This window comes from Candidatus Albibeggiatoa sp. nov. BB20, assembly GCA_016744725.1.
Classification (GTDB): domain Bacteria; phylum Pseudomonadota; class Gammaproteobacteria; order Beggiatoales; family Beggiatoaceae; genus Albibeggiatoa.
Genome location: JADGDW010000120.1, coordinates 1 through 15037 on the forward strand (window position 1 = coordinate 1; position 15037 = coordinate 15037).

Genomic DNA, 15037 nt, shown 5'->3' on the forward strand with positions numbered 1-15037 from the left:
GTGTTGTTATATCCAAGCTCTAAAGAGAAGTACCTAATGAATGAAATAATACGTGTCTATTCTGAGTCAATTCTTATTGACAGATACATTTCATATTGACAACAAAACTGTCATGAAAATGTACATTAATTGGATGTTTAAAGGGTTTCATTTATCTATAGTATGATTGATTTATAAGGTATTACTTAGAAATGCAAAGGTATTTTGTTATTTGCCTTATCAGTACATAAGTCATTTAATTTAATGGCATATTATGTGCCGAAGGGGATAATGGCGAGAACAAAAAATAAGTTTCATAGTCATCTGGGACTAAAAAATTTATAAATTTCAACACACTCCAGAGAGGATATGATGAAAAATTTAATTACAAGGCTTTTGAGTGTTGCTCTAATGGCGATGAGTATCAATACAGCTTTAGCAGAAGATGACTTTGACTATGCAGAACTTTCCTTAGAAGAACTATTAGAAGTAAGGATAGTCACCATCGCAACGGGTACGGCGCAAAAAATTACAGAAGCAGCTGCAGTCACAACAGTTATTACAGCCAATGATATTGAGGCAATGGGCGCAACTGATTTAGATGATGTTTTAGAATCAGTTCCGGGGTTGCATGTAGCTCGAAATTCTGTTACTTACAGTCCAATTTACACTATTCGAGGTATTTACTCGGAATATAATCCTGAAGTATTGGTGTTAGTTAATGGATTACCAATCAATACTATTCAAACAGGCAATCGTGGTCCTGTTTGGGGTGGAATGCCTATTAAATCGATTTCTCGCATTGAGGTAATTCGAGGACCTGGCTCTGCTGTATATGGTGCGGATGCGTTTTCTGGTGTAATTAATATCATTACAAAACGTAAAGATGATATTGATGGCACTGAAGCAGGCGTTCGAGCAGGTAGCTTTAATACTAAAGATGTTTGGGTTTTACATGGTAAGCAATATGGCGATGTTGACGTGGCAGTAATGCTAGAGTATCACGATACTGATGGTCACGATTCAACTGTACAAGAAGACGCACAAACTCAATTTGATCATGCTTTTGGTACGAATGCTTCCTTAGCATCTGGACCGGTCTCAATGTCTCGCCAAAATGTAGACGCTCGCTTAGATTTAGGCTATAAGGATTGGAATTTTAAAGCAGGTTTTCAAGGGCGTTATGATGTGGGGACTGGAACAGGTTTAGCACAAGCATTAGACTCAGTAGGACGCTATTCTAGCGAGCGTATTAATGCTGATTTAAATTATCACAATGATACTTCTGTAGAAAATTGGGTATTTGATGCTCAACTGGCTTTTTTAGATATGAATTATAAACCTGAAAACGATCAGCGTTTATTTCCATCTGGTGTATCTTTTGGTGGTGAAGCTTATTTAGATGGCTACATTGGAAATCCTGGTGTTTCTGAAAGACACACTCGCCTTAATTTATCTGCAATCTATAAAGGCTTCAAAAATCATTCTGTTCGTTTAGGTTCTGGTTATCATTATGCTGATATGTATAAAATTACTCATGAGGCAAATTATGGGATAAATCCTTATACAGGAACACCTTTAACAACAACTAATGTTATTGTTGATTTAACTGATACACCTTATGCTTTTTTACCAGAAAAAAACCGCAATAGTCAATACGCATTCATTCAAGATACTTGGGATATTTCTGAACAATGGCAATTAACAACAGGTTTGCGCTATGATCATTATTCTGATTTTGGTAATACTTTAAACCCACGTATTGCTTTAGTTTGGAAACCAAGTGAAGATTGGACAGCTAAATTATTATATGGTCGTGCTTTTCGTGCTCCTTCCTTTTTAGAGTTATACGCAATAAATAATCCTGTGAATTCAGGAAATCCAAACTTAAAGCCAGAGAAAAATGAAACCTATGAATTCGCTGTTGCTTATAAAGCATCTGATGATTTTCAGTTAGGCGTTAATTTGTTTTATTATCTTGCTGAAGATGCGGTTGATTTTGTTCTTAACCCTACTAGCGATAAAATCATTGCTCAAAATGAAAGACGGCAAAAAGGTACTGGTGGTGAATTAGAACTTCAACAAAAACTGAGTGACAAGCTACTATTAGTTGCTAATTATGCCTACCAAGATGTTAAAGATAGAAAAAACAATGCAAGTATGGGCAATGCGCCTAACCATCAAGCATACCTGCGTTTAGACTGGTTTCCGATGAATAAACTACATTTGGACACTCAAATTAATTGGGTTGGTAATCGAAAACGTATCTACAATGATACAAGAGATGAGCTTGATGGGTATACAACTGTTGATTTATTGGTAGATTATAAGGTCAATAATAATTGGAAGTTGGCTTTTTCAGTACGCAATTTATTTGATGCTGATCGTTTTGAGCCTAGCCTCGGACCAGATACTTCTGGAATAGTTAGTATCCCTTACGATTTACCATTAGCCTCTAGAACTTATTATTTAGAAACAAGCCATCGCTTTTAAGCTATGTTAGGGTAAAGTAGAAATAAAAAATGCTCTTTACCCTACTAACATCATATCAGCACTATCAAAAAAACGATAAAATGCTTTAATTTTTTGTCCTTCAAACAAAAAGAATAAACCTAAGTCTGTCTGATGTATCTTTTCTCTAGGCATTACTTTAGCTTCTTCAGTTCCTAATATAAAAACCATATTATCTCGCACAATTGTTTTATCAAATGATAGCTTTATTGTCAGCAACATTTCTTTCCGAGTTTTTAAAAACTGTAAAATTTCTTGGTGACCCGTAAATATACCACCTATAGGATGATGGCTTGGTGCACAAATGTGAAACTTCACATCTTCAGTCATATAAGTCAAAGCCTGTTCATAGTCTCCAATGCCAAAAGCATCAAAAGAGTTTAAAATAACACCGACTAAAGGGTGGCTCAGTATTTCCTCAATATTTTCTTGGGTAGAATGCTTCCATAAATTAATACTTTTCATATTAACCCCATTAATTTTTTAGCAATTATTCCCACATTAGGTGCATAATTCATCGTAATATGCCCACCTGATACAGGGTAAATTTCTATACCTTGTTGGGCAACATCAATCCATCCATATTCTGGGTGAGCCATATCGTAAGTGGTATTTCTTTCAATAGCCTTGAAATAGGTGATTTTTCCTTGATACGGTTTTAATATATAGTTTTTCATTGCCCACACATTATTTTTAACAATCTGTAAAGATGTTTGCATATTAATAGCGGCTGAAAAATAATCTATTTTACTTGTCTTAGCAATGTAATTTAGCTGTTCAGATTGAGAAAATTGTTGCCAATTTGCAGGCAAATCAATTGATTTGCCTTCTAGCTCTAAAAAGCTGAGTAATAACTCCACATCGTCTAACTCAAAAAGTTTAGCTTCTGATAAGCAGGGCGTATCAAACATAGTCATAAGCTGGATTTTCTCACCTAATTTTAGTAACTGCTGAGCCATTTCATACGCCACGACTCCACCAAATGATGCACCACCTAATAAGTAAGGACCTGTCGGCTGTTGAGTTTGTATTGCCTGAATATATTGGTTTGCCATTTGTTCAATGGTTTCAGGCACAAGATTTTTTCCATCTAAGACGCTAGATTGCAAACCATAAACAGGTTGCTCTACCCCTAAACTTTTTGCTAAATCTCGATAAATATAAACATGACCACCCACAGGATGAACTAAAAACAATGGCAATTTATCTGGATTACCTGCTTGAATTTCGACTAAACAAAATGGTTGTTCTTGTTGTGAGTGATTATCAATATTTAACTGTTTGGATAATTTAGAAATTGTTGGTGCAGCTAACAAAGTATGTGATGATAAATTTTGCTGTAATTCTGTATTAATTTTGTGAATCAACTGCACAGCCATCAAAGAATCACCGCCTAGTGCAAAAAAATCATCATGCAAGCCTAGTTTTTGCACACCTAAAATTTGTTGCCAAATTTGAACTAATTGCTTTTCTAAACCATTGCCAAAAAATTTATTTTGTTCTTGCAAATTAGAATTCACATCTTTGTTAACTTCTCTATGAGCACCAGAATTATCTTGCATGTTTTCAGAAGTACAAAGTTTATTTTGCTCATTACGATTATCCATAGGTGCATCAACCCAATATTTTTTGCGTTCAAATGGATAGCTTGGTAATGGAATACGCAAACGTTGTTCCTGAGCATAAAATTGCTTCCAGTTAATAGATGCATTGGCAAGCCATAATTGTCCTAATGATTGCCGTATAAACTGGTTGTCTGATATATGATTATTAACATGTCTTAGCGTTGCTAAACAAAAATCTGTATTGTAGTCTGGATGCCGTTTTGCAAATTTACTTAACGTATATCCAGGCCCAACTTCAAGTAACACCACGTGGTTAAAAGCATCAAACAATTGATTTAAACCTTGTGCAAAACGTACAGTATGTCGTAAATGTTGAACCCAATAATCTGGGCTGATCGCTTCGTCTGTGGTAATCCACTGACCTGTTAAGTTCGATATAAATAACGTTTGTGGTGGGTTAAATTGAACATTTTGTAATACCTGCATAAACTCAGATAAAATGCCAGACATCATGGCTGAATGAAACGCATGAGAAGTATGCAATACCTGAGTTTTAATACCTTGAGCATGTAGTTGTTGCGCAAAATCTTGAACAATTTCATCAGTACCCGATACAACTGTTTGATTAAACACATTAACTGCTGCAATATCCAAATTATCTGTTAACAATGATTTTAGCTCAGATTCTGGCAAAGCTACGGCTAACATGCTACCTTCTGCAACCGATTGCATTAAACGCCCACGTTCAGCGACAAGTAATAACGCATCTTCTAAACAAAATACCTCAGAAATACAAGCAGCAACATATTCCCCGATACTATGTCCTATCATGGCTTGAGGCTGAATACCCCACGACATCCACAGCTTACTTAATGCATATTCCACCACAAATAATGCAGGTTGAGTTATCGCAGTTTTGATTAATTGAGCTTCAGCATAAACGGTTTGTTCAGGTGTTGGATAAAGAATAGTGCGTAAATCTAACCCTAAATATGGCTGTAAAAATTGTGCACAATAATCAACATGTTCTCTAAATATAGATTCTGTCTGATATAGTTCAAGTCCCATATTCACATACTGCGACCCTTGCCCTGGGAACATAAAGACAACATTTTGAGTTTGTTCAATTTGCAAATGGTATTGGATAGATGAGTTGGGTTCAGCTAATTTAGTTATAGCATCTTGTATTGAATCACAAACAAAAACACTACGATATGCAAATGCATGTCTGCCAACTTGTAAAGTATAAGCAGCATCATTTAAGTTAATATCTGTATAGACTTGGAAATATTCGAGTAATTGTTTTTGTTGAGCTTGTAATGCTGATTCTGTTCGAGCAGACAAGGCAATAAGTTGATAAGGTCGAGAACTTGGCAATGAGTTAAATACGGGGGCTTCTTCTAAAACGACATGCGCATTAGTACCACCAATACCAAATGAACTAACAGCGGCTCGGCGTGGTATATTGCCTTGCGTTGTCCAATCTTTCAACTGGGTATTGACATAAAATGGCGAATTGACAAAATCTATTTTAGGATTAGGCTGGGTAAAATGTAAACTAGGTGCTAATTGTTTATGCTTTAGTGACAAAATTACTTTAATTAGACCAGTCACTCCCGATGCCGCATCTAAGTGACCAATATTGGTTTTAACCGAACTTATTGCACAATAGTTTTTATTTTGGGTATCTGCCCGATAGGCTTGAGTCAAAGCAGCAATTTCAATTGGGTCTCCCAACTCTGTACCTGTACCATGTGCTTCTACATAACTTATAGTATCTGCTGATATCTCTGCAATAGCTAAAGCTTCTGAAATCACTTTAGATTGTGCTGTTACACTAGGGGCTGTATAACCAATTTTACCTGAACCATCATTGTTAAGCGCACTTCCACAAATAACAGCATGAATCGAATCTCCATCATCAAGCGCATCTTGTAAACGCTTAAGCAGCACAATACCTACGCCATTTCCATGTACAATACCTTTCGAATTCACATCAAATGCTCGACAATGACCATCAGGCGATAAAATCATTCCCTCATTATATAAATAACCTGATTTATTCGGTAGAGAAACAGATACACCTCCTGCTAATGCCATATCACATTGATAATCAAGCAATGCTTGGCAGGCAACACTTACCGAAACAAGAGATGTTGAACATGCAGTTTGAATAGTAAAACTAGGGCCTGTTAAATTTAATTTATAAGAAACCCGCGTACATAAGAAATCTTTATCATTACCGATAGAAATTTGATAATTGGTCACAGAATCATCATTATCAATTTGCGAACTTAAATAAGATTTAAAATAAGTGTTAGCACTTGTACCTGCGTAAACACCAATGTCGCCATCATAATTTTGGACATTATAGCCGGCATGTTCTATAGCTTCCCATGCGCACTCTAAAAATAAACGTTGTTGTGGGTCAGTCATTGCAGCTTCTTTAGGAGTGAAACCAAAAAAATCAGCATCAAAATATTCAATATTATCTAAGCAAGCTTTAGCTTTAACATAATTTTGATTTTGAATAAGTTCTTGAGCAATACCTGCTTTTAACAGTTCTTCCTCCGTAAAAAAACGGACAGATTCTATGCCTTGACTTATGTTTTTCCAAAATTGCTCAATGTTTTTAGCACCAGGAAAACGTCCTGCCATTCCAATAACAGCAATCCCTTCTTCTAATTTAAGGTCATCCATTGTAGTTACGCCTACCCATAACAATAATCTATGCAGTCTATAATAAAAAAATTTTGCAGGCGAATAAATATCGCTTATAAATTATATTAAATAGCTTAATACGATATGAACTGAGATTAATTATCTTTTCTGATATGACGTTTTTTGCGCTGCTGATGCGCCTTTTTTCGTTGTAAAACTCTTTGCTGATGCGGTTGAGAATCTTTTAAAAGCACGTCATTGGATAGCATTTGTTCCGCAAAATAATGTGCTAATACATTGAGGGAAGGATATTGGAATAATATTGCTGTTGGAAATTCACTTTGTAATTTAGTTTCTAGCAATTCTTGTACTTTCACCAGTTGCAATGAATCACCACCTAAATCAAAGAAACTGTCATGAATACCCACTTTATCCAACTGTAGTACCTGCTTCCAAATATCAGCAATGATTTGTTCCAGATCAGTTTCAGGAGCAGTATAAGATAATTGCAAATCTAAGCGAATCTGATTAGTTTGCTGTGTCAGTGCATGTCTATCTATTTTACCATTTGGCGTTAGAGGCATTTTATCCAGTAAAATAAATGCAGAGGGAATCATATAATGTGGCAATCTATCAGCTAAATATCTACGCAATAATGTGGCAGAATTACGATGCAAATCATCCCGATGTTCTTTTAACTGCAAAGCCTGCTCAATATATTCACATAATGCATCATCACTACAATTAAATGAAACCCCCATCCTATGGCCCTTAATCCAAGCTACGTGCCCTACTAAATCAAAGAGTTTATCAATATTAGGTAAAGAAAATTGAAGTGTTAATCCTTGCTGCTCTTGGCAATTGCAAGAAATCGGTACACCAATTAAACCCATACCATGACACGAAATATTTTCACTACTCAAAGCCATAGACATACCATTATCAAATTTTAGCTGGCAGATAGTTTTGAAAGAAATACGCCTTGTGGAAAATTTTGGTACAAAGTACGCTGCAATATATTTATTATTCTCAGTACTTTGTTTAATCATAATGGCTGCATCTTGAATATCATTATGCTGTTTTAAAATAGATTCAATTTCTTCTAACTCGACTCTGAAACCACGAATTTTAACTTGATGATCAATACGTCCCACAAACTCTAATTGCCCATCTTCTAAAAACCGAACTAAATCACCTGTTTTATAGAGGCGATCGTTTCCATTTTTTGTTAAAGGGTTGGTAATAAATTTTTGGGCCGTTAACTTTGGACGATTCAAATAACCTCGCGCAACACCAATACCCCCAATATATAATTCACCTGTTAAGCCAATTGGTATTTGTTGTTGATTTTTATCTAATATATGCGCTTGAATATTTGGCAGAGCTTTACCGATAGGGATAGTATCATCTAAGTTTGTTAGGCAATGAGTTGATGTTGTACATATTGTAGATTCAGTCGGGCCATAAGCATTAATAATACAGAATTCTCTTTTTGACCAGCTATTAATTAAATCTATAGAACTTTTTTCACCTACGACAATAAATGCTCGTAGATACTTAGAAGATTCCATATGTTCGAATAAAAGTGTGTTTAATACAGAAGGAGGAAGTGTCACAACTGAAACTTTCCCTATTAACAAGGCATTTGCTAGTGATTTTCCAACAAGAATTTCATTATGTGCAGGAATATACAAATGAGCTCCAGACATCAAGGCCATAATGACATCCCATGTTGCTGCATCAAAGCTCAGAGATGAAAATTGTAAAATTGTATCCTCAGATGATAATTTAAATAGCTTAATTTGAGCACTACTTAAATTACAAGCACCTTTATGCTCTAACAAAACCCCTTTGGGTTGACCTGTTGAGCCTGAAGTATAAATCACATAGGCTAAATTGTGTGGTGTTACATTTGTTTTAGGATTCTCACTACTCAATTTATCAAGCCAATCCCATTCTTCAACTGTCAAAACAGTGATATTTTCTGGAACTGATAATTTTGATAATGCGTTCTTTTGAGCCAGTAATACCTTTATTTTTGCATCATTTATCATGAAGTTAATGCGTTCTTCTGGGTAATTATAATCTAATGGTACATAAGCTCCACCAGCCTTTAAAATAGCTAATAAACCTATTACCATTTCCAAGGAACGATTAATGCAAATACCAACTAAAGTCTCAGGTTGTACGCCTAATGAAATAAGGTGATGGGCTAATTGATTTGCTCTTTGATTCAATTCTGAATAAGTGAGTTGTTGCTGTCCAAAAACAAGCGCAATATTATTAGGCACACGTTCAACTTGTGCTTCAAATAATTGATGGATACATTTATCTTGTGGAAAATCAGCTTGCGTATTGTTCCAGATTTGAAACTGTTTTTGTTCAGCTTCTGTCAACAACGATAATTCGGCAATCGCTAAATTAGGTTGGTTTAATGCAGCATCTAATAATGTTTGAAAATGTCCCGCCATTCTTTCAATTGTTTTCGCCTTAAATAAATCAGTACGATATTCAAACCGTCCAACAAGAACGTCTTTTTTATCTTCAAATTGCAGGGTTAAATCAAATTTGGCAGCATTGGTATGTACATCCAACAAACTACAGGACCAATGTTTATCTATATCAGTTACGGCAGGCTCAAGCACAAACGCCACTTGGAATAGGTTCTTTGCATTGATATTTTGAGTTGTACGCAAATTTTGTAGTATTTCTGTAAAAGGGGCATCTTGATGAGTATAAGCCTCCAATGCAACTTTTCTAGTCTCTTGTAATAACTCTAAAAAACTAAACTCATCCTTGAAAACTGTGCGCAACATCAAGGTATTCAAAAATAAACCAATCAAGTGCTCTAATTCAGGCCGATTACGTTGATTAATAACAGTGCTCACAACGATGTCATTCTGACCTGTATAACGGTAAAGTAAAATATAAAAAACCGCCAATAAATTCATAAAGACGGTTGTATCTTGCTCTTGAGCTACTTTCTTAAGCTTTGCAACTATATCTTTCGATAAGTTAAAAGAATGTGTTGCACCTTGATAAGTATTTTTAGCAGGATAGGGGAAATCAGTTGGCAATTGTAACGCTTCAATATTAGTTAACTTTTGCTGCCAATAATCCATTTGAGCTGTTGGAATTGGAATTTGTCTTTGCCAATGTGCATAGTCACTATATTGAATCGACAGCTTGGGTAAGTTTGGTTGCTTATTATCAATAAAACTTTGGTAACATGTATGTAATTCTTGTAAAAATGTTTGATAAATGGAGAGACCATCAACAACAAGGTGGTGTGCTACAAACACCAAAGTATTTTTTTCTGTATCAAATTGAAATAAAATGGCACGTAGCAATATATCTTTTTCTAAATCAAATGGTTTGGATATTAATATATGTGCTAAATTTTGATATTCAGTTTCTTTATCGTTAGCAGGTAAGTGTTGTAAATCTACTATTTGCAAAGAGCATTGTTTATGCTCTTTAAGCTTTTGTATAGGTGTACCTTGTTTAACTTTAAAAACACTATGCAAAATAGTATGGCGTTGCACAATAAATTGAATACTTTTTTCTAAAATCTGTGTGTCAATTTGTGTATCAAAATGAATAAACAAGGGTTCGTTGTAAATTGCAATATCAGGTGCTTGATTACAAGCCAACCAGATTTGCTGCTGCATATAAGAAACGGGGTAATGTTTTTGTTCTGTATGTGTAATCGCAATATATTGTTGCTTTGCAAGCGGGTTAATATGTGCCGCTAATTTTTCAATAGTTGTATATTCAAATAAACTATACGCTGTGAGTGAAATATTAAAGTATTGATTAATCTGATTTATTATTTCAACAGCAAGTAATGACTGTCCACCATATTTAAAGAAGCTGTCTTGTATACTGATTTGCTCAAATGGAATATGTAATACATCTGCCCATATTTGTGCAATTTGTATTTCGTTTGCTGACTGTGGTGCAACAAACATGTTGCTGGTTGAATCAGATAAGAGATCGCGTACAATTTCACCTAATTCATTATTAAGAAAAGCTTTTTTGCAAGCATTACGTTGAATTTTACCACTAGAAGTTTTAAGTACACTGCCTTTTTTCAATAACACAATAGCGTGAGGCTGTAGCTCGTAATATTCAAATACAGCTTTACGAATTGCTTGAATAATAGCTTGCGTATCACCTGATTTTTTTTCTAATTCGGCAAGAATAACCAATTGTTCTTCATTATCAATGACAATAGAGAAAGCTGCACTTTGGCTATTTCTAATTAAATCGTGACTTTGTTCTATAGACCATTCTATATCTTGTGGATAATAATTAACGCCATTGATAATAATGAGGTCTTTCAAACGCCCTGTAATAAACAACTCATTTTCGTATAAAAAACCTAAATCCCCTGTACGTAAAAAAGGACCTTCATTAGTATCGCTGGTATAGGCTTGGAATGTTTCTTTAGTTGCTTGTTCATTTTGCCAATAGCCCTGTGCAACACTAGGATCAGAAATCCAAATTTCGCCCACTTGGTTTGATTGACAAATCATGAACGTTTCAGGGTCAACAATTAAAATATATGTTTTCCCAATCGGTTGACCACATCCTGTAATAATAGTAGCTTGGTTATCCATAGCATCAACACTAAGAACTTCCTTAGTTTCTAATTTATTATTAAAGGCTTGTAGCATTGGTTGCTTTTGTATAGCACTAAAAGTTGCTAATAATGTATTTTCAGCTAATCCATAGGCTGGACAAAATGCCTCCCAGCGAAAACCACATTGCTTAAACGACTCATAAAATGCTTTTAGCACTTTAGGATTGATAGGTTCAGCAGCATTACCTGCAGCTTGCCAAGAGGAAAGGTCTAACTCAGATTTTTGTTGCTCAGATATGCGTTTTAAACATAATTCATAAGCAAAATTAGGTGCTTGGGTATGAGTTGCATTATAAGAAGATATATTTTTAAGCCACTGAAACGGTTGTTTTAAAAAAGAAAATGGCGACATCAAATAACATGGTGTTGAATTAAATATTGGAACAAACATGCCCTCAACTAACCCATAGTCATGAAAGTAAGGCATCCATGTCACTGTTTTGCTTTCTGATGTATAGCTACATGCTTGTTTTAGATAGTATCCATGATGCAAAAGATTGCTGTGACTAATCATGACCCCTTTAGGTGTTGAGGTCGAACCTGATGTATATTGCAAATAAGCTAAGTCATCCGCTTGAACAATAGGCCGTTGCCAATCCAAAGCTAAATCAGTTTGAATATTTTCGGTAGTCAGCCAGTGCATGGCTTTAAATTCAGGGATTTGCTGACGATGTTGGTTAACCAAAGCTAAAATAGATTCAGTGGTTAAAGTGAATTTAGCCTGCGCATCTTTGGCAATGGCTTGTAATCTGGGTAGGGTGCGTTTTAAACGGCTGGCTTCTGGAGGTGGTACTGGAATCGCAATAACCCCCGCATATAAGCAACCAAAAAAGGCGGCGAGAAACTCTAAACCTTGTGGATAAAGCAATAAAGCACGCTCACCGTGAGCATAATATTGTTGAAGTTGGGCAGCAATTGCTCGGGCTTGCAAATCTAGTTCAGCATAAGTAAAAGTTTTACCTTCTACTTTGCCATCTATCATAAAGGTATAAGCCCGTTTTTCAGCCTGTTGTTCTGCACGTAATTGCAGCAAATCTATCAATGTTGCACATTGCATCAGTATTGATTGCTCCCATTACTCTAAAAAGCTGCTTACCTTAACGATTTAGAGTAATTAATATTTCTATCCGAAACTATTGCTGCCCACTCCCCCTAAAAACCCTTTATTTTTTCAGATATTGGATAATATCATTACTTGATTTCAAACCAGACAAAAAGCTATTGTAATCGGAACTACCTAAGCCTTTTTTCAAACCATCAGGTGTCTGCTTATCATCTTTCTTGGTTTCTGATTTTACATCCAGTACCGCATAAACAGCGTAATTTCCATTATCTAAAACTAAGCCTTGATATAACGCATTATTTTCAGGCGGTGTACCTAGTTTAAATGCGGATTCAACAATGGCTTGGCTACCAAAGTTCTCATTACGAGATACCCATTTTTGTTCTGACCATACCAATTTATTGTCATCAGAAATTTTTTCGATGTCTGCATTTGCTTGTTTCAATGCTTCTAAAACACTTTGGCCAATTTCTTCTACTTTGGCTTTGGTTTTGGCAGATATTAATGTTTCAGTAATAGCTACTTTTACTTCATCCAATGGGCGTAATTGAGGCAACTGATGTGCTTTAATTCTAAATACAACAGACTTACCATCAGTAAATTCAACGGGCTCACTGTTATGTTGCTCATTTAAGACTTCTTCACTGAATGCAATATCTAACACTTTAGCATTAGCAAAGATTTCATCATCTTTTAAGCCTTTCTGAGTAAATAGACCACTTTCTTGTTTAACTAACTCCATATTGTTAGCCAAATCATCTAAATTATCAGGGAATTGGAATGCTAACTCTGCTAAATCATCCAGCAATTGGTCATTATATTTCAGGCTTGCTTGTTCTTGGCGCAATTCTGTTTCCAGCTCAGCTTTAATCTCTTCATAAGGCTTGATTTTAGCTTCTTTCTTTTCTTGTAAATTAATAATATGGAAACCAAACTCAGACTGTACGAGTTCACTAGAGACATCACCAATATTCATTGCAGCTATAGCAGATTCAAATGGTTTTACCATACGACCTTCACCAAACCAGCCTAAATCACCGCCTCGTTGGCCGCTGCCTGTGTCATCAGAATTTTGTTTTGCTAATTCAGCGAAATCTTCACCCGCTTGTAATTGAGCTATCAAATTTAGCGCTTTCTGTTTCGCTTGGGCAATGGCATCTTCATTTGCAGTTGGTTCAGATGCTACGAGTATATGCCGTGCTTTCCATTCAACAGGCGTTGTATAATGGTTTAAACGCTCTTGATAAGCTTGTTGTAATGTATCTGCATCAAAGTTAATACTGTTCTTAATATCTTCAATTGATAACACAACATACTCAACACTGACTTGCTCATCAGTCATATACTGCTTGGAATTATCATTGTAGTGTTTTTCAACCTCAGCATCAGATACTTCAACTTGTTTATTGTATGTTTCTTTATCTAAAAGCACATAGCTAACAAGGCGTTGTTGGTTTTCAAGCTGCTGTTTCTGTCTTTGATCGTAATCAGTACTAAATGCAGATTGGCTTACACTTTCACGTAATTGCTGTGCCAACATATCGCGACGGATTTGCATCTCAAATACAACTGGATTTAAACCACGACTGGATAATAGCTGCTTATAAAGCTCTGGAGAGAATTGTTTATTTTCTTGAAATGCAGGGTTTTCTTGAATTTGAGCAGCCAATAAGCCATCACCAATCCGCATACCTTCATCAGAAGCTATTTGTAGTAACAATTCTTGATTGATTAAATCTTTCAGTGTATCTCGGTCAATTTGCTCATTCATGAACGAAATATCTTGAGTTCTGAACATGGAACGGAAATATTGTCGACGTTGGCGTACTGCATTTTCATAATCAGCACGTTCAATACTTATCCCGTTAACTTTAGCGACTGAGGTGTTGGGCTGGGGTTGGATGTATTCATATACGCCCCACATGGTGAAAGGAACTGTAATCAGTATCACAATAATCCATGCGCCAATACCTTGCGCTCTATCACGAATGCTTTGCAGCATAGTTTCCACCTAATTGAACTGGTTTAATAGTGAATAGAATTGTACCGTTTCTTTTGGGCAAAAAAAAGGCACACCTAGTTACTAGATGCACCCTTTTCTCTTAATACTGGCGGAGCGGACGGGACTCGAACCCGCGACCCCCGGCGTGACAGGCCGGTATTCTAACCAACTGAACTACCGCTCCATTAAATCTGAACTTGGTGGGTGCTGAGGGGCTTGAACCCCCGACCCTCGCCTTGTAAGGGCGATGCTCTACCAACTGAGCTAAGCACCCGTCCAAATGAAGGCTCGCATTATAGAGATGATATTTAACCAATGCAAGCATTTTTTTCAGTTTTTTAGAACTAATTTACCCTCATATCTGGGCACACCAGATAATCTGTTGATTTTAAAGCACGCTACTTTATATAGCCAATCAACAGAACTTTTTCCTACATGAATTAAACAATATAGCTGGTTAATTCAATGCTTCTTTTAAAGCTTTACCTGGTTTAAATACAGGTACTTTAGCTGCTGGAATCACAATCTCTTCATTGGTACGTGGATTACGGCCTTTACGTTCAGCACGTTCACGTACTGCAAAAGTACCAAAACCAATCAAAGTAACAGTG

6 protein-coding genes and 2 tRNA genes are annotated in these 15037 nt (G+C 35.9%); 1 reads left to right on the plus strand and 7 read right to left on the minus strand.

Going from position 1 to position 15037, the window contains the following annotated elements; all coding sequences use genetic code 11:
• The first annotated feature begins 348 nt into the window (after positions 1–348).
• Positions 349–2472, plus strand: a complete 2124-nt coding sequence (locus ABXH34_RS13130) for a TonB-dependent receptor plug domain-containing protein (protein WP_353572341.1) — start codon at positions 349–351, stop codon at positions 2470–2472.
• Positions 2473–2508: 36 nt separating this feature from the next.
• On the opposite strand, the gene ABXH34_RS13135 is transcribed toward ABXH34_RS13130, so the two are convergent.
• The 7 genes from ABXH34_RS13135 to ABXH34_RS13165 form a co-directional block, all read right to left on the minus strand.
• Complete coding sequence (locus ABXH34_RS13135; protein WP_353572342.1) at positions 2509–2955, minus strand: nuclear transport factor 2 family protein; 447 nt, start codon at positions 2953–2955, stop codon at positions 2509–2511.
• Positions 2952–6755: a type I polyketide synthase gene (locus tag ABXH34_RS13140; protein WP_353572343.1), complete on the minus strand. Its 3804-nt coding sequence runs from the start codon at positions 6753–6755 to the stop codon at positions 2952–2954. Before ABXH34_RS13140 ends, ABXH34_RS13135 begins: the two co-directional genes overlap by 4 nt.
• A gap of 116 nt (positions 6756–6871) precedes the next feature.
• Positions 6872–12418 (minus strand): non-ribosomal peptide synthetase, encoded by a 5547-nt coding sequence (locus ABXH34_RS13145; RefSeq protein ID WP_353572344.1) that lies wholly within the window; start codon positions 12416–12418, stop codon positions 6872–6874.
• A 106-nt stretch (positions 12419–12524) separates the two neighbouring features.
• Positions 12525–14426 carry a SurA N-terminal domain-containing protein gene (locus tag ABXH34_RS13150; RefSeq protein ID WP_353572345.1) on the minus strand — a complete coding sequence of 634 codons (1902 nt, stop codon included), beginning with the start codon at positions 14424–14426 and terminating at the stop codon, positions 12525–12527.
• A gap of 107 nt (positions 14427–14533) precedes the next feature.
• Positions 14534–14610: transfer RNA gene (locus tag ABXH34_RS13155), tRNA-Asp, on the minus strand.
• Between the two features lie 14 nt (positions 14611–14624).
• Positions 14625–14700, minus strand: a tRNA-Val gene (locus ABXH34_RS13160).
• Between the two features lie 183 nt (positions 14701–14883).
• Positions 14884–15037: HU family DNA-binding protein (locus tag ABXH34_RS13165; protein ID WP_353572346.1), on the minus strand; the 154-nt coding region annotated here is incomplete at its 5' end.